This window comes from Hafnia sp. HMSC23F03 (genome assembly GCF_001816025.1).
Lineage (GTDB): Bacteria > Pseudomonadota > Gammaproteobacteria > Enterobacterales > Enterobacteriaceae > Hafnia > Hafnia paralvei.
On the sequence record NZ_KV824214.1, the window covers coordinates 277,368 to 299,309 of the forward strand.

Annotated in this window: 17 protein-coding genes and 2 tRNA genes; 5 read left to right on the forward strand and 14 right to left on the reverse strand. The window is 49.4% G+C overall.

All coding sequences use genetic code 11. The features are described 5' to 3' along the window. Nucleotides 1-130: 130 nt before the first annotated feature. The 11 genes from HMPREF3091_RS07000 to nnr all read right to left on the reverse strand — a co-directional run bounded on the left by HMPREF3091_RS07000 (nt 131) and on the right by nnr (nt 12,891). Nucleotides 131-1,429 (reverse strand): adenylosuccinate synthase, encoded by a 1,299-nt coding sequence (locus HMPREF3091_RS07000; RefSeq protein WP_070714968.1) that lies wholly within the window; start codon nt 1,427-1,429, stop codon nt 131-133. A 98-nt stretch (nt 1,430-1,527) separates the two neighbouring features. Then, nucleotides 1,528-1,728, reverse strand: coding sequence for a DUF2065 domain-containing protein (locus HMPREF3091_RS07005; protein ID WP_016361118.1), 201 nt, complete (start codon nt 1,726-1,728; stop codon nt 1,528-1,530). Nucleotides 1,729-1,856: 128 nt separating this feature from the next. After that, the gene (hflC, locus tag HMPREF3091_RS07010; RefSeq protein WP_004093612.1) at nt 1,857-2,855 is read right to left on the reverse strand and encodes a protease modulator HflC; all 999 of its coding nucleotides are present in this window, start codon (nt 2,853-2,855) and stop codon (nt 1,857-1,859) included. Nucleotides 2,856-2,858: 3 nt separating this feature from the next. After that, complete coding sequence (gene hflK / locus HMPREF3091_RS07015) at nt 2,859-4,118, reverse strand: FtsH protease activity modulator HflK (protein ID WP_070714969.1); 1,260 nt, start codon at nt 4,116-4,118, stop codon at nt 2,859-2,861. Between the two features lie 70 nt (nt 4,119-4,188). After that, the gene (gene hflX, locus HMPREF3091_RS07020) at nt 4,189-5,469 is read right to left on the reverse strand and encodes a ribosome rescue GTPase HflX (protein WP_004093608.1); all 1,281 of its coding nucleotides are present in this window, start codon (nt 5,467-5,469) and stop codon (nt 4,189-4,191) included. A 98-nt stretch (nt 5,470-5,567) separates the two neighbouring features. After that, complete coding sequence (hfq, locus tag HMPREF3091_RS07025) at nt 5,568-5,873, reverse strand: RNA chaperone Hfq (protein ID WP_070714971.1); 306 nt, start codon at nt 5,871-5,873, stop codon at nt 5,568-5,570. Nucleotides 5,874-6,102: 229 nt separating this feature from the next. Continuing rightward, a complete protein-coding gene (miaA, locus tag HMPREF3091_RS07030) occupies nt 6,103-7,053 on the reverse strand; it encodes a tRNA (adenosine(37)-N6)-dimethylallyltransferase MiaA (RefSeq protein WP_070714973.1) in 951 nt (316 codons plus the stop codon). A 23-nt stretch (nt 7,054-7,076) separates the two neighbouring features. Beyond that, nucleotides 7,077-8,996, reverse strand: coding sequence for a DNA mismatch repair endonuclease MutL (gene mutL / locus HMPREF3091_RS07035; RefSeq protein ID WP_070714975.1), 1,920 nt, complete (start codon nt 8,994-8,996; stop codon nt 7,077-7,079). 54 nt (nt 8,997-9,050) lie between these two features. Beyond that, complete coding sequence (gene amiB / locus HMPREF3091_RS07040; protein ID WP_070714976.1) at nt 9,051-10,817, reverse strand: N-acetylmuramoyl-L-alanine amidase AmiB; 1,767 nt, start codon at nt 10,815-10,817, stop codon at nt 9,051-9,053. Nucleotides 10,818-10,820: 3 nt separating this feature from the next. Continuing rightward, nucleotides 10,821-11,291, reverse strand: coding sequence for a tRNA (adenosine(37)-N6)-threonylcarbamoyltransferase complex ATPase subunit type 1 TsaE (gene tsaE / locus HMPREF3091_RS07045; protein ID WP_004093599.1), 471 nt, complete (start codon nt 11,289-11,291; stop codon nt 10,821-10,823). Between the two features lie 97 nt (nt 11,292-11,388). Continuing rightward, nucleotides 11,389-12,891: a bifunctional ADP-dependent NAD(P)H-hydrate dehydratase/NAD(P)H-hydrate epimerase gene (gene nnr, locus HMPREF3091_RS07050; protein ID WP_070714978.1), complete on the reverse strand. Its 1,503-nt coding sequence runs from the start codon at nt 12,889-12,891 to the stop codon at nt 11,389-11,391. Between nnr and queG the strand changes: the two genes are divergently transcribed. After that, on the forward strand, nt 12,890-14,035 hold the full coding sequence (gene queG / locus HMPREF3091_RS07055; RefSeq protein WP_070714980.1) for a tRNA epoxyqueuosine(34) reductase QueG: 1,146 nt from the start codon (nt 12,890-12,892) through the stop codon (nt 14,033-14,035). The two genes, nnr and queG, sit on opposite strands and share 2 nt — an antisense overlap. A gap of 308 nt (nt 14,036-14,343) precedes the next feature. Here queG and HMPREF3091_RS07060 read toward each other — a convergent pair. From HMPREF3091_RS07060 to orn, 3 genes are all read right to left on the reverse strand, one after another. Then, nucleotides 14,344-14,419, reverse strand: a tRNA-Gly gene (locus HMPREF3091_RS07060). Between the two features lie 55 nt (nt 14,420-14,474). Next, a tRNA-Gly gene (locus tag HMPREF3091_RS07065) sits at nt 14,475-14,550 on the reverse strand. A 291-nt stretch (nt 14,551-14,841) separates the two neighbouring features. Further along, nucleotides 14,842-15,387, reverse strand: a complete 546-nt coding sequence (orn, locus tag HMPREF3091_RS07070; protein ID WP_070714981.1) for an oligoribonuclease — start codon at nt 15,385-15,387, stop codon at nt 14,842-14,844. Between the two features lie 237 nt (nt 15,388-15,624). Between orn and rsgA the strand changes: the two genes are divergently transcribed. From rsgA to HMPREF3091_RS07090, 4 genes are all read left to right on the forward strand, one after another. Next, on the forward strand, nt 15,625-16,662 hold the full coding sequence (gene rsgA, locus HMPREF3091_RS07075; protein WP_004093595.1) for a small ribosomal subunit biogenesis GTPase RsgA: 1,038 nt from the start codon (nt 15,625-15,627) through the stop codon (nt 16,660-16,662). 246 nt (nt 16,663-16,908) lie between these two features. Then, entirely contained in the window at nt 16,909-17,853 is a 945-nt protein-coding gene (asd, locus tag HMPREF3091_RS07080) for an archaetidylserine decarboxylase (protein WP_246839967.1), read from the forward strand. 112 nt (nt 17,854-17,965) lie between these two features. Continuing rightward, a complete protein-coding gene (mscM, locus tag HMPREF3091_RS07085; protein ID WP_070714985.1) occupies nt 17,966-21,283 on the forward strand; it encodes a miniconductance mechanosensitive channel MscM in 3,318 nt (1,105 codons plus the stop codon). A 53-nt stretch (nt 21,284-21,336) separates the two neighbouring features. Continuing rightward, nucleotides 21,337-21,870, forward strand: a complete 534-nt coding sequence (locus tag HMPREF3091_RS07090) for a hypothetical protein (protein WP_070714986.1) — start codon at nt 21,337-21,339, stop codon at nt 21,868-21,870. Nucleotides 21,871-21,942: the final 72 nt, after the last annotated feature.

The following is a 21,942-nucleotide window of genomic DNA, read 5'->3' on the forward strand; positions in this document are numbered from 1 at the left end:
CGGGTATAACAAGAAGAGTGTATTTCTCAAGATATTTGGCGTTCTAACCGCCAGATTTCAAGTCTGAAGAGGCTAAAAGTAATAAACCGGGCAGAGCCCGGTTCATCAAGAGACAGCACGATGCTAACAATTATGCGTCGAACGGATCGCGCAGAATCATCGTCTCTTCACGGTCAGGACCAGTAGAAATGATATCAACTGGAACACCGGTCACTTCTTCTACACGTTTGATGTAGTTCAGTGCCGCCTGAGGCAATTTACTGTGCTCTTTCACGCCAAAGGTGGTTTCTTTCCAGCCTGGCATCACTTCGTAGATTGGCTCGATGCCTTCCCAGCCTTCAGCGGCCAGCGGAGTGGTGTCAATTTCACGACCATCCGGCATACGATAACCTACACAGATCTTCACTTCGTCTAAGCCGTCCAGCACGTCCAGTTTGGTCATGCAGAAGCCAGACAGAGAGTTCAGCTCTACGGCACGGCGAACAGCAACAGCGTCCAACCAGCCGGTACGACGACGACGACCGGTAGTTGCACCGAATTCGTTGCCTTTAGTACACAGGAATTCACCGACTTCATCAAACAGTTCAGTTGGGAACGGACCTGCACCTACGCGAGTAGAGTAAGCTTTTACAATACCCAGAACGTAATCAACACAGCGTGGACCTACGCCAGAACCGGTAGCTACGCCACCTGCAGTGGTGTTGGAAGAGGTCACATATGGATAGGTGCCGTGATCGATATCCAGCAGAGTACCCTGTGCGCCTTCAAACATCACAAACTCACCTTTCTTGTGAGCTTTGTTCAGCAGATCGGCAACGTCAACCACCATAGCAGTGATGATGTCGGCAACAGCCATAACTTCATCCAGCACGGTCTGGTAGTCAACAGCGTCAACTTTGTAATAGTTAACCAGTTGGAAATTATGGTATTCCATAATCTCTTTCAGCTTAACTGCAAAGGTTTCTTTGTTGAACAGATCGCCAACGCGTAGACCGCGACGAGCGACTTTATCTTCATACGCAGGCCCGATACCACGGCCAGTTGTACCGATAGCTTTCGCACCGCGTGCTTTTTCGCGCGCGTTATCCAGAGCCACATGATATGGCAGGATCAGAGGACAAGCTTCGGAGAGTAACAGACGTTCGCGAACAGGAATGCCACGGGCTTCCAGTTCGGTCATTTCACGCATCAGAGCATCAGGTGCTAATACCACACCGTTTGCAATAATGCTGGTTACGTTTTCGCGCAGAATTCCTGACGGAATCAAATGAAGAACGGTTTTTTCACCGTTAATGACTAGTGTATGACCTGCATTGTGACCGCCCTGGTAGCGCACAACATACTTGGCCCTTTCGGTTAATAGGTCTACGACCTTGCCCTTACCTTCGTCACCCCATTGGGTGCCTAGTACGACGACATTCTTACCCATTTCACTATCACCACGTTGTTAAAAATGGATTCTACCATCACATTTAGGAGCTTTCAGCACTTTTTAGCACACGATTGCGCAAAAAATGTCTTACGCCTTTAGCCACCCATACGGCTACGCAACATGTAGTATATAACTAGGCCTGCAACCACTAGACCTCCACCATAACGCCGTAAAACGCCGTCAGGTAATTGAGCCATCGTTGCAATCATGCGCCGCCAAATGCGTGGAAAAAGCATTGGACCTAAGCCTTCCACGATCAAAACCAACCCTAAAGCCATCCAAATTGTAGAGTTCATATATCTCTCTGAATGTCGGCAAAATCAAAAAACGAGCAAAAAAAAGGCCCGCTGAACGGGCCTTCTCATCAATATTGAGCACTCTGTTTCTAAAAACGTTCTTTTATTCAGAGTCACTCAGGCAAACATTATTTGGCTGCTGCATTACCGTTTGGTGACTTCATGTATTTGAAGAAATCACTGTCTGGGCGCAGAACCATAACGTCTTGACCATTTTTAAAGCTGTTTTCGTAAGCTTTCAGACTACGAATAAAGGCAAAGAAGTCTGGATCCTGACTAAATGCGTCAGCAAACAGTTTCGCCGCAACCGCATCACCTTCACCACGAGTAATACGCCCCTGACGTTCTGCTTCTGCCAGTGTACGAGTGACTTCATAGTCAGCTGTTGCACGCAGTTTCTCAGCTTCTTCCCGACCTTGTGAAATGTAGCGCAGAGCTACAGCTTCACGTTCTGCACGCATACGGTTATAAATTGCATCTGAAACTTCGGCTGGCAGGTTGATCTGCTTAATACGCACGTCGATAACTTCAATACCCAGAGCAGCCATACTGTTCGGGTTAACCTCTGGTTGTTTACCATTGGTTTCGCGCGCAACACGAGCTGCTGCATTAGCAATCGCATTATCTGCCTCGCTGCCAGCATCATCAACTGACCCCGTATTCAGAGCCTCACGCACATCTTCCATCAGCTTACCGCGGGAATCTGTAACGATATCTTTGATATCCAGACGACCTATCTCAGAACGCAGACGGTCACTAAATTTACGTTTCAGCAGCACTTCGGCCTGTAGAACATCGCCACCGCCGGTTGCCAGATAGTAACGGCTGAAATCGCTGATACGCCACTTGATATAAGAGTCAATAATCAGGTCTTTCTTTTCTTTGGTCACGAAACGATCAGCTTGGTTATCCATAGTTTGGATACGGGCATCCAACATTTTGACTGATTCGATAAATGGCACTTTCAGATGAAGACCCGGTGCATACACCAGAGGTTTATTTTCATCATCACGTACCACTTTACCAAAGCGCAGTATGATGCCGCGCTGGCCTTCGTTAACCACAAACAGCGATGAGTACAATACCACCAGAATAACGATGAGAATTAGTAACAGAGACTTACGCATTAGTTATTCTCCTCCCTGACGATTGGTATCATTACGCTGAGCGTTCGCTCGGCGCTGGTCCATCACACTATCGCCGCTTAAATCTACGTTACTTGATGGCTTGGTTACAGATGGTGCCGGATTTGCACTATCCATATCGGTACTCGGCGTGGTCGTTGTGCCAGATTTACCGCCGCGCATCAGTTGATCTAGTGGCAATACCATCAGGTTATTGCTCTTATCATCAATCAGCACTTTACGAGAATTCTCCAGCACGTGCTCCATCGTTTCCAGATACAAACGCTCGCGTGTAATCTGTGGAGACGCTTTATATTCTGGCAGCAACAGCGCTAAACGGCCGACATCACCTTGAGCTTCTAAAATAGTTTTATCTTTATAAGCTTTGGCATCTTCAAGAATACGCTGCGCTTTACCGTTAGCTTCTGGCTGAACTTTGTTGACGTAACCTTCAGCTTCACGGATCGACTGCTGTTCTTTTTCACGTGCAGCAATCGCCTTGTCAAAGGCAGCTCTAACTTCTTCAGGCGGACGCGCAGCCTGGAAGTTTACGTCCAGCACGGTGAGCCCCATTTTGTAAGGCTTGATGGTTTCATCCAACACTTTCTGAGTATCCGTACGAATAATGGTACGGCCTTCAGTCAGGATTTTATCCATCGAGTATTTACCAATGACTGCACGCAGCGCGCTATCAGTTGCCTGACGCAGGCTATCATCCGCATTGGTGACGTTAAACAGGTACTCTTCTGGATTAGTTACACGGTACTGCACGTTCATCTCAACGCGTACCACGTTTTCATCAGAAGTCAGCATCACGCCGGACGCCGCCAGTTCACGCACGGATTCGACGTTTACCGGAGTCACTTCATCAACAAAAGTCGGTTTCCAGTTCAAACCTGGCTGCACCAAGTGACTGAATTTACCAAAACGTGTCACGACGCCACGTTCGGCTTCTTTAATGGTATAGAAACCACTTGCGGCCCAGATGACAACAACGGCTGCAACAGCAAGGCCAACCACTTTGCCACCCATAGGTGCGCGTGGATTACCTGAATTGCTGGAACCCGAGCCTTTACCGCCCAGTCCACCCAGCTTTTTGCTCAGTTTACGGAAGATATCGTCGAGATCTGGCGGCCCCTGATCGCGGCCACCTCGATTATTGTTGTTACCATTATTGTTGTTTCCGCCGGAGTTGCCGCCATCATTCTTGCTGCCCCCCCACGGGTCGCGGTCCTGTCCGTTATTACCGGGCTGATTCCACGCCATGTTTCGCTCCATTCTTCAATGATTGGTGTTCTTCAGACTCATTTGAGTAAGTGATATTAACCAAGTGTTACTAAATAATATACTTTAGTAATTCATGTTCACGTTTACAGAGTCGATGCCACTCCACAATTGGGAGGCGGATTTGTAATCCAATACTGCCATCTTCCTCAACCCACTCTTTTTCTATCGCCTGAAGCTGGTAAAAACGGCTACGTAAACGTCCTGCCGCAGGCGGCAATCGCAGCTCGAAGCTAGCAATCTCACCGCTCAAGCGTTCGGTCAACGCTTGGAACAACAAATCAATTCCTACCCCGGTTTGTGCCGAAACCCAAACCCGTACAGGTAAATTCTCATCGTTCCTATCGATACGCGGCTCGAACTCATCCAGCATATCAATTTTGTTCATCACAAGCAGTACAGGAATTTCATCTGCTTCGATTTCTGCTAATACAGTATTCACCGCGTCAATATTTTCATCAACACGCGCATCAGATGCATCAATTATGTGCAATAAAAGTGATGCTTGACGGGTTTCTTGCAACGTTGCTTTAAAAGCAGCCACAAGATCGTGTGGCAAATGGCGAATAAACCCGACTGTATCGGCTAAAACCGTTGTACCGACGTCGGCTACTTCAATACGACGCAGCGTCGGATCAAGCGTAGCAAACAGTTGGTCGGCAGCATACACATCTGCCTTAGTAATATGGTTAAACAGCGTTGATTTTCCAGCGTTGGTGTAACCCACCAGTGACACCGTTGGAACATCTGCGCGACTACGCGCACGGCGTCCTTGATCGCGCTGTTTTTCAACACGCTCAAGACGAGACAAAATCAAGCTGATGCGATCGCGCAATAAACGGCGGTCTGTTTCAAGCTGGGTCTCACCCGGTCCACGTAAACCAATCCCACCTTTTTGACGTTCAAGGTGAGTCCAGCCTCGCACTAAACGCGTGGCCAAATGGCGTAACTGGGCAAGCTCAACCTGCAACTTACCTTCATGGGTACGCGCACGCTGGGCAAAAATGTCGAGGATCAGGCCGGTGCGATCGATAACACGACACTGGCATAGTTTTTCCAGGTTGCGTTCTTGAGCTGCAGATAAGGCATGATCAAAAAGAACGACGGAGGCGCCTGTTTCCTGAACCGCCTGAGCGATTTCTTCAGCTTTGCCTTCGCCAACAAAATATTTAGGATGCGGGGCCTTGCGGCTGCCGGTAACAACGCGCAATGCTTCAACGCCCGCTGAGGAGACCAGGGACTCAAACTCTCTGAGATCTTCAATATCTCTTTCTTGGGAGAAATAGACGTGAACCAATACGGCCTGCTCGCCGGCTTCGTAACGGTCAAACAAACGTGAAACCTCTCAAACGGATCGGACCGATGAGAACGGAGAGCATCAATGACAAACGATCATCAACACTCTCCGACTGAGATAACAAACGATGCGGCTTATTCAGCGTCATCGCTGTCCTGAGACGACTGTGAAGGCGCCTGATTGCTACCGTGATAGTTGCTGCTGCTGCCAGTTCCCGGATTATTGCTATGATGAGAAACCGGACGAGACGGAACAACGGTAGAAATTGCGTGCTTATAAACCATCTGGCTGACAGTGTTTTTCAACAGAATGACAAACTGATCAAAAGACTCAATCTGGCCTTGCAGCTTAATACCATTCACCAAATAGATTGAAACTGGGACACGTTCACGACGCAGTGCGTTCAGGAACGGGTCTTGTAAAGATTGCCCCTTAGCCATTCTATCTTTTCCTTATTTGCTAGTTGTTTGTTGTATGTTACTAAGAACCCTAGTGGTTCTAATCAAAATAAACTGCGTAAAAATTTGCGCACTGAGTACTTTACTCACAAAGTTCGAGCAACAGACATACGCCTGAAACGAGAGCTATGATGAGTATATGGAGCAAGAATCTCCCTGATTCAAGTACCCATCGGCCTAATTACGGCCCAATCACCTCAATTGTACACAATCAATCAAGCGATGCACTAACAACCTGTGCCACACTTTCCAGAGCCTGTGCAGGTTTGTCACTATCTAGCCACTGCACTGACTCCCAACCGCGCAACCAAGTCATCTGACGTTTAGCCAACTGACGCGTCGCACAAATTCCACGGTAGACCATTTCATCGTAATCGATTTCGCCTTCAAAATATGACCACATCTGGCGGTAACCGACGCAGCGTACAGAAGGTAAGTCTGTATGCAAATCACCACGCTCAAACAGCTTTCTGGCTTCAGCTTCAAAACCCGAAGCCATCATCTGCTCAAAACGCAGGGCAATCCGCTGGTGTAACTGTTCGCGAGTTGCAGGTGCAATCGCAAACTGATGCACATTGTAGGGTAGCGTTTCACCTGAAATTTTAGTCAGTTCAGTTAAAGTTTTACCCGAAATGAGAAAAACTTCCAGTGCGCGACTCAGTCTCTGCGGATCATTTGGATGAATCCTAGCCGCAGCGACCGGATCAACCTGCTGCAATTGACGATGCAACGCATCCCAGCCCAGCTCTTGCGCCTGATTTTCTATCTGCTCACGAATCTGTGGATTCGCCGCAGGCAAAGGCGAAAGTCCTTCAAGCAATGCTTTAAAGTAAAGCATGGTTCCACCAACCAGCAGGGGAATTTTTCCCTCAGCGGTGATGGATGCCATTTCACGCAGCGCATCAGCACGAAAATCAGCGGCAGAATAACTTTCCGCAGGATCGCGAATATCAATCAATCGATGCGGAGCCTCAGCCAACTCTTCAGCAGACGGTTTGGCAGTACCAATATCCATTCCACGGTAGATTAGAGCAGAGTCAACGCTAATAAGTTCCACAGGAAATCGTTGACGCAGCGCCATTGCTAACGCTGTTTTTCCTGACGCCGTAGGCCCCATAATAAAAATGGCAGGAGGATAAATATGATTGGCGTTGTTAGTCATAAAATATTTTATTCAGCTCTTAATCAATCGGCCTGCAACGAAACCATCGCCGGCTTTAAATCTACAGGGTGCAGTAGTGCGGAAGGCGGCGACTTTACCAACTCAGGACAGAGTCGTTCAAGCTCAGCCAATAGTTGAATCGCTTGAGAAACAGTCCATTGCTCACGTTCAGTGATCAGATGGCTGGCGAGCCACTTGCTGATCGTCTCTGATTCGGCGTTAGGCTGCTCGGCCAAAAAGTTCAGAAATGCGGGAATCAGCTGGGGTAAATTTTGATGGCGTAGCGGTAAAGGTACGGCGCGTAATGTCACTCGCTGACGCTCAAGCACCAAATCAATACCTAAGTGTTTAAGCACCTCGCTGCAGCTTTGCACGCCTTTAATTTCATCGGCGCTCAGCGTGAGCTTGACGGGGATCAGCAGCGGCTGTGGTCGCAAACCTTCGATACCAGGCAATAGCTGTACCCGACGCAATTCTATTTCTGCCGCATCCAAGTTCAATAGTGCTATGCCGTGTTGACGCTCAAGCAAGGCAAAATGCTGCTCACAGATAGTAAGAACGCGGCCAAAACTACTCTCACCGTGTTCAAACAACGCGGGCGCTGGCTGTGGGAACAGTTCAGGCTTGCGCGGGTTCACGGCTGGGAGAAGCTCGCTGCTACTCTGTATCTCCTGTGATTGAGGCATCCGCTTTTCGGGTACCTGCATCAAACGCTGATAGAGCTGCCCTTCGCGCTTCTGATAGCCATCGCCGCTGGAAAAATGGCGGCTGTCACCACCCAGCTTTTTCTTATCAGACGCCTGCCCTTGGGCTGAAGAGTGACCGTATGCTGGAGAAGCCTCGCGTAACGATGTTTTACTGAACTGATTCACGCCAGCAGCCACTCGGTTTTCTGGCTCCCAACGGACAGCCTCATCCGCCGCCACTTCCGGTAAAGCGGGTTGTTCAGACTGTTGCAGCACAGAAATAACAGCCTGATAAATAAAATCATGCACTAAGCGCGCCTGATGAAAACGAACTTCGTGCTTGGCCGGATGGACATTCACATCAACCTGATGCGGATCAACGGTCAAATACAATACGTAAGCAGGCTGTTGATCGTCTTTCAACTGATCCTGATATGCCTGCCGGATAGCGTGCGTAATGAGCTTGTCGCGCATCATGCGGCCATTTACATAGCTATACTGCATTTCGGTCAGTTGACGGGAACCAACAGGATCGGCGACCCAGCCGTGGATCGCTAGATCACCATGCTCCCATTTAATCTCTAACGCATGCTGAATAAAGGCCGTACCGCAAATTGAGCCGAGACGGCGATCTTTTTGCCCATCTTCTTTCACCGCGCGGTACTGGCGCATCATTTTCCCGTTGTGATGAAGCTGGATAGTCACATCAAATCGGGCTAAAGCGATGCGGCGCACGACTTCATCAATATGCCCAAACTCAGTTTTCTCGGTGCGCATAAATTTGCGGCGCGCGGGGGTGTTGTAGAAAAGATCCAACACTTCAACCGTAGTACCGACCGGATGAGCCGCTGGTTTGACCGTAACCGCCATGTCACGTCCTTCGGCATAGGCCTGCCAAGCCTCATTCTGCTCAGCGGTACGGGAAGTCATGGTTAAACGCGACACCGAACTGACGCTTGCCAGCGCTTCTCCGCGAAATCCCAGACTCATGATCGCCTCAAGGTCATCTAACGAGGTGATTTTGCTCGTCGCATGGCGCGCTAATGCCAATGCCAGTTCGTCTTTGTTAATACCGCAGCCGTTATCGCGAATGCGGATTAGCTTAGCGCCTCCGCGTTCTATCTCAATATCGATACGTGTAGCTCCGGCATCTAAGCTATTTTCAACCAGCTCTTTAACCACCGAAGCAGGGCGTTCCACCACTTCACCAGCGGCGATCTGGTTGGCAAGCTGCGGAGGTAAAACCTGAATCGGCATATGATTTCCTTGGTTTACAGAACCTAAAATAACAAAGTACGGATCAAGTCGAGTTTAAGCCTGCGGGATCACCAACGTTTGCCCAATCTGAACTTCGCCGGATTTCATTTTGTTCGCCTGCTGTATTTTACTCATGCTGACCCCGTAACTCGCGGCAATCTTGGTTAAAGTATCACCGCGTTTGACCGTATGGGTAACACGTTTTGGCTTGCTGCTCGCGGTCTTGCTTTTTGCCGTTGACGTCGCCGTAGCTGCAACGTTGCTCCCTGCTGGCACTTTTAACTTCTGACCCACCCAAACGCCCTCTTTCTTCAGGCTATTTTGCTGCATCAGCTTGGTCATTGTGGTGCCATAGCGGTTTGCAATACCTAGCAACGTCTCACCGCGTTTCACCACGTGAATTTGCGTTGCTCCAGCGCTGGCGCTGCTATTCGACGTACGGTTATTACTGACAACACGCTGAGGTTCTGTTACTGGGTTGGAGCTACCGGCCGACACTAATCTCTGCGGCCGGTTTTCGACCTTTGGGCCGTTTTGCAACGGATGCGTGACGAAATAGTTTCGCACCCCCTTATAGATAGCCTGCGCGATTTTCTCCTGATAGGCGGCACTGCCTAACAAGCGTTCCTCACCCGCATTACTGATAAACCCAGTTTCTACCAGAAGCGAAGGTATATCTGGCGAACGCAAAACTCCCAAGCTGGCATGCTCAGGGCGGCGCTTATGCAGGTTACCAATTGACTGCATTTGGCGAATAACCTGTACCGCTACGTCATAACCCACTCGCTGTGAGTGACCAAACTGCAAATCAAGAACCGCCTGACTCAAATATTTATCATCGCCGCTATTGGCTAACACATCCCCTGCACCGCCAAGCAATTCAGACTGTTTTTCATGCTGCTCTAGCCAGCCCGCCATTTCGCTATTTGCACGACGATTCGACAACACCCACACCGACGATCCGGTCGCACTTCGGTTTGGCGCCGCATCCGCATGGATAGAAATTAGCAGGTTAGCCTGCTGCTTACGCGCTACGTCAGAACGTCCCATCACCGAGATAAAATAGTCTCCGGTACGGGTCAGCACCGGTTGGAATATCGGGTCGGCATCCATTAAGTTTTGCAAGCGCTTGGCAATCGCCAACGTGACATTCTTCTCACGCAGCCCGTTACCGCCAATGGCTCCCGGATCTTGTCCACCATGGCCAGCATCGATGGCCACCACAATTTTGGAGCCATCATAGCGCGTACTACGGCGTGAAACCGGCACAGCAGGTGTTTCTGTCGTGGTAACGACCGTCGGCTTGGTAGGATTAAACGGGTTAGCGCCTTTGGCACTGGACGTTGTCGCAGGAGCACTACGCACAGCGCTATGAGAAGTGGAGCTACGCGGCTGAGTAAAGACCGGTTTTGGTGCAGCCACCGGTGCATCATATTGCAGCGTAAAGACAACGATTTGCCCCTGATTAGACGCGCTCACTTTCGTTTTGCGTGTCACATCAAAAATTAACTGAACGGTGTTATCGCCGGGAACATTACCAGCACGAATGCGGCTCAGCATATTCTCACCGCTGAAAGTCATGGGCAACCCGCTGGTGATTTTCTTGGTTTCAGTGATATTAACCAACACCCTATTTGAGCTAGGCTGAGAAGAATAAGTGTAGGTTGGTTGTCCGTTGAAACTCAGCGTTACGCGCGCTTCATTTTTTCCATTCGAAACCTGAATATTTGTGAGCTGCGCCGAATGAACCACACCAGAAAGCAGCAGTCCCACCATTCCTAACCACGTTACCGTACAGATTCGCTTCCACATGCGCATCATCGACTACCCTTGTTGCCCGTTCAATCGTGTCAAAATCAACTCACCATGCGGCGTGTGTGCGTCAATCGCGGCTTCACGGCCTTCGCCCTGATAGGAAATATGCAGGCTAAGATCGGGGTTCGGTAAAAAACCTTCGCCCTGCTGTGGCCATTCCACTAAACAAATCGCGTTCTCATCAAAATAGTCGCGGATCCCCATAAATTCGAGTTCTTCTGGATCGGCTAAGCGATAAAGATCAAAGTGGTAAACGTTCATTGGCGTGAGCGCATAAGGCTCGACCAACGTGTACGTTGGGCTCTTAACATTGCCCTTGTGGCCTAACGCCTGCAAAAAACCTCGGCTAAAGGTGGTTTTTCCTGCACCTAAATCACCATATAAGTAAATAACGGTCGCACTATCACAAGCCGCAGCCAGTGAAGTACCCAATGCGATGGTTGCCGTTTCATCCGGCAGAGAAAGTACGATGTTTTTCATAATAGTTATTTCTTACTGGTTCTTTATTAAGGTTTTTCTTTAGGATCAGTGTACGTCAATAACAATTCGATGCTGGCAGGAATTTGGCCTTTCAAGCTCAGTCAGGATTCACATATCGTCTGATAGCCACAAACAAATCCGTCGCCAGTAGACCTCGCTCGCCAAATGCTTTCGCAATTTCATCGGCGGCAGCACCGTGCACCACACAACCTGCGCAGGCTGCATCATACAGCGGAAGCTTTTGTGCCAGCAAACCTCCGATAATACCAGACAAAACGTCGCCCATCCCACCGGTTCCCATTCCTGGGTTGCCAACATCGGCAACGGACACCTTATTCTCGCTGACTATCAGCGTTCCTGCGCCTTTTAGAACAACAACACCACCCAATTTTTGCTGAATACGGGTGGCTGCCTTCACTCTGTCTAGTTCAATATCGGCCACGCTGCAATTCAGCAGGCGAGCAGCTTCTCCGGGATGCGGAGTTAGCACCCGCAGAGGGTTTACATTCGGAGATTTCGCTAAAAGATTAAGCGCATCTGCATCCCACAGCATCGGTTTATCAAAGTGCAGCAGCGCGTTGACTGCATCAAGTGCCCACTTCGATTGCCCCAAACCGGGACCAATGACGATCACATCAGCCCAATCCAATGCGGCTTTAACAGACTCGTCAGTAAGCTCCTGCACCATCATTTCAGGGCACGCAGTTAATAAAGGTGAAACATGCTCGATGTGAGTGAGTACTCGCACCAATCCAGCACCGCTACGCAACGCGGCTTCTCCAGCCATACGTATGGCCCCCGCCATACCGCGATCGCCGCCGATCAAAACGAGTCGACCATTATCGCCTTTGTGCGAACAAGGACGCCGTGGATGTAGCCACGTATTCAGCAAGCTAGCATCCAGCCGCGCAATCGGCGCATTCTGTTTTTCGAGCCAATCTGACAATCCCAACTCATCGCAGTGCAGTTTACCAACATAATCACGCGCTTGCCCCGTGAGCAGCCCCGGCTTACAGACAATAAAGGTCTGCGTGTGCTCCGCATGGATGACCGCACCGGCAGCCCGTCCTGTATCCGCGTTTAAGCCAGAGGGAATATCCAGCGCCAGAATTGCCGCTGGGTGCGCATTGGCTGCCAAAATTAGAGAGGCATAAGGCTCCCGCGGTGCCGCATTTAAGCCAATGCCTAATAAGCCATCGATAATGAGGTCAGCATTCTCAGGAAAATCAGACGCAGAACCGAAGATCTGCCCGCCAGCGCCCAACCATGCATCCTGAGCCTGCTGTGCTTCATACGGCAACGCTTTCGGATGTTCAACCGCAATAAGCGTCACCTGAATGCCAGACTGCCGAGCTAAGCGCGCAACGACATAGCCGTCGCCGCCGTTATTACCGTGACCACATAACACCAGCCAGCGCCGCGTTGTCGGGAAATATTGCCGCGCTCGCTGAAAAGCGGCGTACCCTGCACGTTCCATTAGCTGATACAAAGAAAGCCCCAGCTCAGAGACCGCGCACTGCTCAAGGCTACGGACGCTATCCGCAGGATAAGCAGAGTATGATAAACTGGAACTGAACTGTTTCCGATAATGGCCCGTCATGACACACCCCCTCGATCTCAATCAGTTAGCCCAACATATCAAGCAATGGGGGCAATCGCTAGGATTCCAACAGGTTGGGATTTGCGACACAGACTTGTCTGTGGAGGAACCACGCCTCCAAGCATGGCTCGATAAACAGTACCACGGAGAAATGGCTTGGATGGAGCGTCATGGCATGATGCGCGCGCGCCCTCATGAGCTACAACCCGGCACACTGCGCGTGATAAGCGTGCGCATGAACTACTTACCCGCCCATGCTTTCTTTGCTAAAACCTTAAAAAACCCGCAGTTAGGCTACATTAGCCGTTATGCACTGGGGCGTGATTACCACAAATTGCTGCGTAATCGCCTTAAGCGACTGGGGGAGATGATCCAAGAATATTGTGAAGGCATAGACATAAACTTTCGCCCATTCGTCGACTCAGCACCGATATTAGAACGCCCATTGGCCGCAAAGGCTGGAATCGGCTGGGTTGGCAAGCACTCACTAATTTTAAATCAGGAAGCGGGTTCATGGTTCTTTTTGGGTGAGTTGTTGATCGATCTTCCTCTGCCAGTCGATAAGCCTCTGGAAGAGCAGTGTGGCCGTTGTGTTGCCTGCATGACGACATGCCCGACAGGAGCTATCGTCGAACCTTACGTGGTAGATGCGCGCCGCTGTATATCTTATCTCACCATTGAATTGGAAAGCGCCATACCGGAAGAATTCCGCCCGCTCATGGGCAACAGGATCTATGGGTGCGATGACTGCCAGATGATCTGCCCGTGGAACCGTTTCTCTCAACTAACCAATGAAGACGATTTCAGCCCACGACAAAAATTACATACCCCAGAGCTCATTGAGCTATTCCAGTGGGACGAACCTACCTTTCTGAAAATTACCGAGGGTTCGGCCATTCGTCGTATTGGACATTTACGCTGGTTACGTAACATCAGTGTGGCATTAGGCAATGCCCCCTACGAATCGCAAATCATCCCACTACTTGAATCTCGTTTAGGGATGTCTGACGTTTTAGATGAACATATCGTATGGGCGGGGAAACAGCAGTTGGAAAAACGTGGGGAAAACGCCATTGAAATCCAGACTAGCCAACAGAAGCGTCTGATAAGGGCGGTCGAAAAAGGTCTACCAAGAGACGCATGACCCACTGATAAACGTGAAATTCTCAGCGTTAAATTTTGTCACCCTTCCCTGTGTATAAAAATAAAATTATTTGGATATTCAACGGCAAGACAAAGTGCAAGTGATCCATACTGCATTTTTAACTTTAAATTAATTATTTAAAATCAATTAGTTGAGTTAATGGTCTTGTGCTGGTTCTAGGAAGGTACGACAAAGATTCACAGGTTGACCTGTGGATAACTCTGTTCATGAAATTTGTTCAGGCTGTGACAAATAAGAAAATCGCCCAAGAAAGGCATTTCTGAATTGAGATTTTTTTAGAAGAAAATTGGAGCGGGAAACGAGACTCGAACTCGCGACCCCGACCTTGGCAAGGTCGTGCTCTACCAACTGAGCTATTCCCGCAACTTGGTATCGGTACTGCTTTTTTCATTCAGCCGCAAAAGCGACCTTCTAAATTTGGAGCGGGAAACGAGACTCGAACTCGCGACCCCGACCTTGGCAAGGTCGTGCTCTACCAACTGAGCTATTCCCGCATTGTCGTGCTTTTCGTACCAAACTTTTCGTTTTCACGCTGGATAAAACGATATTCGAAGAACTCGTAAATCCGTATCGGTACGGGGAGCGCATTATACGAGAAATTCTTTCCCCTGCAAGCCCCTAACCAGAAAAATTTTTAATTTTCGTTCGTTTGCCGATAAAAGCGGCAATGAGGGCGAATTATCGCCAACATCCGGATAAAAAACAACAATTCCTTAAATGCCGGTGAAAATACCGAGGTGAAAGCAAGCCATTAGACTTCGCTACCACCCCCGATATTTCATGGTTTAAAGCTGAATAAAATGCTCACGGTAATAAGCAAGTTCAGCGACAGATTCGCGAATGTCATCCAGCGCCTGATGAGTTCCCTGCTTTTTAAAGCCAGCGAGGATTTCAGGTTTCCAGCGGCGCGCCAGCTCTTTCAAGGTGCTGACGTCGAGATAACGATAGTGGAAGTACTGTTCTAACTCAGGCATGTAGCGGAACAAGAAACGACGATCTTGCCCAACACTGTTACCACAAATGGGAGAGACGCCAGCAGGAACCCACTGCTGCAAGAACTCAATAGTTTTTTGCGTCGCAGTCGCTTCATCAAAAGCACTGGCTTTGACGCGCTCCACCAGACCGCTGCCAGTGTGAGTACGAACGTTCCATTCATCCATCAACGCAAGCTGTTCATCCGATTGATGGACCGCAATGACCGGCCCCTCGGCCAGAATATTCAAATTGGCATCGGTCACTAGCGTTGCGATTTCAATGATGCGATCGACTTCAGGGTTTAGCCCCGTCATTTCCAAATCGATCCAGATTAAATTCGTTTCACTTCCACTCATTTCGGCCTCGGCTCTTCTTATTCATCAATAGCGTGTATCATAGTCTTTTTGACGACAACGAGCGATGGTCGTCAATTGCAGATTCGTTTTTGATGTACACCCTAAATGATTCGAGTGGCAGGAAGGCGGCAACGTACATGCAACTTGAAGTATGACGGGTATAGGTTTGAATGCTTACCCAAAGCGGCGTAGCTTCAGACTAACGTCGAGTTCGTTCAAACAAATGAGTGAGGCGCAGTGAGTAAAAACAAACTATCGAAAGGCCAACAACGACGGGTTCAGGCAAACCATCAGCGTCGCCTGACCAAAACTGATAATAAACCAGAACTGGATGACTCCCTGTTTGGCGAGCCACAAGAAGGGATCGTTGTCAGCCGATTCGGCAAACATGCCGACGTTGAAGCCACCGATGGCACTCAGCATCGCTGCAACATCCGTCGAACTATCCGTTCACTGGTCACTGGCGACCGCGTTGTCTGGCGTTCTGGTGCTCAGCCTGGCGTAAAAGGCATTGTTGAGGCGGTACATGAACGCACGTCGATGCTAACTCGCCCCGATTTTTATGACGGCTTAAAGCCTATCGCGGCTAACATTGACCAAATCGTGATTGTTTCGGCTATTTTGCCCGAGCTGTCTCTGAACATCATTGACCGCTATCTGGTGGCCTGCGAAACCCTAGAAATTGAGCCCCTAATCGTGCTCAATAAAATCGACCTGCTTGATGAAGAAGGCCGAGAGTTTGTCGAAGAGGCGATGGATATCTATCGCCATATTGGCTATCGCGTGCTGATGGTTTCAAGCCAAACTCAGGAAGGCATTGTCGAATTACAGGATGCGCTTACCGACCGAATCAGTATTTTTGCGGGCCAATCCGGCGTGGGTAAATCCAGCTTGCTAAACGCCCTTTTGCCTGAGCTTAATCCGATTCTCGTTGGCGCGGTGTCAGATAACTCGGGTTTAGGCCAGCACACAACAACGGCTGCACGCCTGTATCACTTCCCACAGGGCGGCGATATTATTGACTCTCCTGGAATTCGAGAATTTGGACTATGGCATCTCGATCCAGAACAGGTTACGTTGGGTTTCATCGAGTTCCGCAAATATCTGGGCGGCTGTAAATTCCGCGATTGCAAACACGACAACGATCCGGGCTGTGCACTACGTGAAGCGGCCGAGAAGGGAGAGATTGCTGAAGAACGCTTTGATAATTATCACCGCATTCTGGAAAGTATGTCTCAGGTAAAAACGCGTAAAAATTTCTTTAACGAAGACTAGCGCGTATTGATGAATTTTTAATTTATCGATAGCCAACCGCGCCCATCTGGCGCGGTTTCTATGTGACTTGAGTCACCGCAAAAACGTCACGGTTTTGCTTTAGTAGTAGGTTATCCATCGTTTCTTATAAGGTGGAAAAACCATATGCGAAATGTTAAAAAGCAAACCAATTTTTGAGAATGTATTTCGACGGCGCATACTTTTTTCATGAGCCGCCCGAACACTGACCTATTGGAAGAGGCTAACGTGCTCGATAGCATTAAAATTAAACTTCAATATTTACTGCCTAAGCAGGGCTTAACTCGTCTCGCTGGTTGGGGCGCGAACAAACAGGCCGGCTGGCTAACTCAGGCGGTCATCAAAGCCTTTGTAAGCTATTACAAAGTAAATATGAAAGAAGCGCTCTATCCAAACCCTGAGCACTATAAAACATTTAACGAATTCTTTGTTCGCCCGCTGCGTAATGGTGTGCGCCCAGTTGCCGATCACGCCGACGGCTTAGTATTGCCTGCCGATGGCGCAATTAGTCAGTTAGGCAAAATCGAACAAGGTAAAATTTTACAGGCAAAAGGCCATGACTACTCCCTTGAGGCACTTTTAGCAGGTAACTACCTGCTAGCCGAAGAGTTCAAAGATGGCCAGTTTGCGACCACCTATCTGTCGCCACGTGATTATCACCGCGTTCATATGCCATGCGATGGTGTGCTGCGTGAAATGATTTACGTGCCTGGCGATCTGTTTTCCGTTAATCCACTTACGGCGGCTAACGTTCCTAATCTGTTTGCCCGTAACGAGCGCCTGATTTGTATTTTCGATACCGGTTTTGGCCCTATGGCACAAATTTTAGTCGGTGCAACGATCGTCGGCAGTATCGAAACCGTATGGTCTGGAACCGTTAACGTGACCCGCGAAGGTATCATTCAGCGTTGGACTTACCCAACCGCTGGCGAAGGTGCTGTAGCCCTGAAAAAAGGCGAAGAAATGGGTCGTTTCAAGCTGGGATCCACGGTGATCAACCTGTTTGCGGCTAACCGTGTCCAGTTCACGCCAACACTTACCAGCGGTTCTCATACCCTGATGGGAGCTGAGTTTGCACATAGCGTAACTGCGGTGCCAACTGAATCAGTGGTCATGCAGGAAGAGTCCGAAGTAGAACCGAAAGTGCAGCCGGAAACGCCTGCCGCCGAGTAAAACGCTTTAGTGGCAAGCCACTGAATTATCAGGGCTTGCCATCTTTCCCGTCTTTAACCCTCTTTTCAAAAGGGTTAATCAGAGAAACGTTCGCCAAACGAAAGGAAGAGCTATGCGCCTGATTACCAAATTGTTGATAACCGGGTTACTGATGTTATCCCTTCCGCTCGGTGCGAACGCTGCGCTGAATGAAAAACAGCTCGCCCAAGAATTAAAACAGGCCGAGAGCAACAAAAACGCCCCCAATCAGGCTGAAATTGTTGAGACACTGCAAAGTGCTCTCAATTGGCTCAACGAAAGTAAAGAATCAGCGCAGCGCACCCAACAATACCAAAAGTCCATCAGCGACTTCCCTAAGCTCACGCGTGAACTGCGCCAACAGCTTAGCGATGAAAGCACGCCGCCGCTGCCAGCATCCGCAATACCGGCCAATGAAGCGGAACAGCAAATTCTGCAAATTAGCAGCCAACTGCTGGAAGTTTCTCGCCAATTACAGCAAGAGTTGGATCGATCACGTGAAATCAGTGACTCACTCGGTCAGGTTCCACAAAAGCAGGCCACTGCACGTAAAGACTTAACCGAAGCAGAACGTCGGTTACAAAATCTGACCACCACCAGCACCCCGCTATCGCAGGCACAATCTAATCAACTACAGGCCGAAGTTGCCGCACGTAAGGCGCTGGTAGATGAATTAGAACTTGAGCAGCTTTCAGCGAACAATCGCCAAGAGCTCGCACGCCTGCAGGCCGATGTATTACGCAAGCGCCACGAGCGGCTCGATCTCCAGCTACAAGATTTACGCAACACTCTCAACTCCCAGCGTCAACGCGAAGCAGAACAGGCGCTGGAACGCACTCAGCAGCTGGTAGAACAAAGCGGCGATCTCCCGCGATCTATCGCTGAACAACTAAAAATAAACCAAGAACTATCGCGCACCTTGAATCAACAAGCGGCTCGCATGGATGACATTGCCAGCCAGCAACGTATCGCTGCAACACAAACTATTCAGGTTCGTCAGGCGCTCAGCACCATCCGTGAACAGGCTCAGTGGCTAGGTGTTTCAACCGCATTGGGAGAAACGCTACGTGCGCAGGTCGCTCGTTTACCAGATATGCCTAAACCTCAGCAACTTGACGGTGACATGGCAAAACTGCGTGTACAGCGGCTGCACTTTGAAAACCTACTCAACAAAATCGAACCCGTTGCCGACTATAAGCAAAACGACGGTAAGCCTTTAACCGCTGCGCAGCAACGCCTGCTGCAGCCACAGCTCACCACCCAGCGCGAATTGCTCAACTCGCTTCTCTCTGGCTGCGATTCACAAATCTTAGAGCTGACCAAGCTTAAAGTTGCCAATACGCAGCTCATCGATGCGCTCACAGAGATCAAGGATGCAACCCACCGCTATCTCTTCTGGGCGGCTGACGTCGATCCTCTTAGCGTTGCCGCGCCGTTAGACGTGATCCAGAGCCTGAATCGGCTATTGTCGCTTGATACCCTATCGCAGCTCAGCAAAGCGTTTTTGATGATGCTGACCTCTAAGGAAACCCTGTTACCGCTGTTTGGTGCCCTATTGCTGGTGGGCTTTAGCTTCTATTCTCGCCGCCACTATCAGGCATTCATGGAACGTGCAAGCAGCAAGGTTGGCAAAGTCACCCAAGACCACATTTCGCTCACTCTGCGCACCGTTTTCTGGTCGATACTGGTCGCACTGCCGCTCCCTGTTCTCTGGGCCGCCTTAGGTTATGGGCTGCAAAATGCATGGCCTTATCCGATGGCTGTGGCAATCGGTGATGGCGTAACCGCCGCACTACCCGTGCTGTGGGCATTTATGATCAGCGCTGCATTCGCCCATCCAAACGGATTGTTCATTGCCCACTTCCGTTGGGAAGAACAGCAGGTTAAGCGCGCAATGCGTTACTACCGAATGTCTATCTGGTTGATCGTGCCGCTACTGATGGCCTTGGTCACTTTCGACAATATGGACGATCGAGCCTTTGCCGGATCGCTAGGGCGAGCCTGTTTTATCATGCTCTGCGTGGCTCTCAGCCTGCTAACCACCAGCCTGAAACGAGCAGGTATTCCGCTCTATTTGAATAAGCAGGGTGACGGCGAGAATCTGATCAACCACGCGCTGTGGTGGATTTTACTCTGTGCTCCGTTAGTCGCCGCTTTTGCCTCACTGTTTGGCTATTTCAACACCGCACAGATTTTATTAGCCCGCTTAGAGAGCTCGGTTGCGATATGGTTTATTTTGCTCGTGGTGTACTACATCATTCGCCGTTGGATGCTGATTCAGCGTCGCCGCATCGCTTTCGAACGCGCCAAACAGCGCCGTGCAGAGCGTCTTGAAAAACGAACTAAAGGCGAAGAGGAGTCCACGCCGCACAGCGTGGAAGGCAGTCAGGATATTGAAGAGCCCGTCGTCGATCTTGATGCCATCAGCGCACAATCTCTGCGCTTAGTCCGTTCAATTCTGACCATGGTGGCGTTAGTGTCACTCATCTGGCTGTGGTCTGAGTTGCATTCTGCTTTTGCATTTCTAGAAAACATTAGTTTATGGGATGTGACGTCTTCGGCAAAAGGGGTGGAAAGCATCCAGCCGATCACCTTAGGCGCTGTGCTTATTGCCATACTGGTAATGATTGTTACCGTACAGTTGGTTAAAAATCTGCCTGCGCTGTTGGAACTCGGCCTACTGCAACACCTCGATTTAACTCCAGGTACCGGATACGCCATTACCACTATCACCAAATATCTGTTGTTGCTGTTTGGTGGTCTGATTGGTTTCTCTATGCTGGGAATTGAGTGGGCCAAATTACAATGGCTCGTCGCCGCGCTGACCCTAGGCTTGGGCTTCGGCTTGCAGGAAATCGTTGCTAACTTTGCCTCTGGCTTGATCATTCTGTTTGAAAAGCCGATCCGTATTGGCGATACGGTGACCATCCGCGATCTCACCGGCTCAGTGACCAAGATCAATACGCGTGCGACAACGATTTCAGATTGGGACCGTAAAGAGATCATCGTGCCAAACAAGGCGTTTATCACTGAGCAGTTCATTAACTGGTCGTTAAGCGATGCAGTAACCCGCGTGGTGCTCACTGTTCCCGCCGAAGCGAGCGCCAATAGCCAAGAAGTGACCGATGTTTTACTTGAGGCGGCATCAAAATGCTCGTTGGTACTCGATACGCCTGCGCCAGAAGCTTATCTTGTAGATATACAGCAAGGGATCCAAATTTTCGAGCTGCGTATTTACGCCGCTGAGATGGCGCACCGTATGCCACTGCGCCACGAGATCCATCAGTTGATCTTGGCTGGCTTCCAGCAGCACGATCTCAAACTGCCATTCCCACCGTTCCAAGTCAGTACCGATACGTTACGACAGTCACGTAACAGTATGAGAAGAACGTTTACAACAGGAAGTTTGTAAACCGCTCATGAGAATGAAAAGCTCTAAGCACACCACTGAATAAGGATATCCAAGTGACCGACTTTTTAATTAGCGCCGCAGAACTGCTTTTTGAATGGGTAAAAGTGGCAATAGCTCTCATGCTTTTACTGGTAGTGATACTCATGTTTCTCATGCCGCATGTGCGAAAACAACTTGAAAAGAAAAAGCTCGTTGAGCCACGAAGCGTCATAGGATTGGATCTCAGCAGCGTTAAGCTTATTTCTGAACCATCACACTTTATGAAAACCGTTGATGGTAACTCAAGCTACCTTTCAAATTATTACTTCGATTCGCAGTATTTCTATGGTGCCTGCGATGGGGCTAACAAACAGCCAACGGTTTTTATTAAAATCCCGCTAACAGATATTGTTAGAGTGAACCAAGGGACAACAAAATTAGGCAATCGTTATAATTGGTATGTAGAAGCCAAGCCTGACTGTGGCGTAAAACCGATATACTTTTTCCCTAATTACACCCTATTTAATAAAAGCTTTACGGAGTTTTTAGCGGCAGTTAAGCAAGCCAACCCGACTGCTCAAGTCAAAAATTATGGATACTTTTTTTAGTTATGTTCCTAACCGATGGCATCCATCCAAGATGCCATCTCCCTACCTGCGACTCTGCTTTGTAAGACTTAA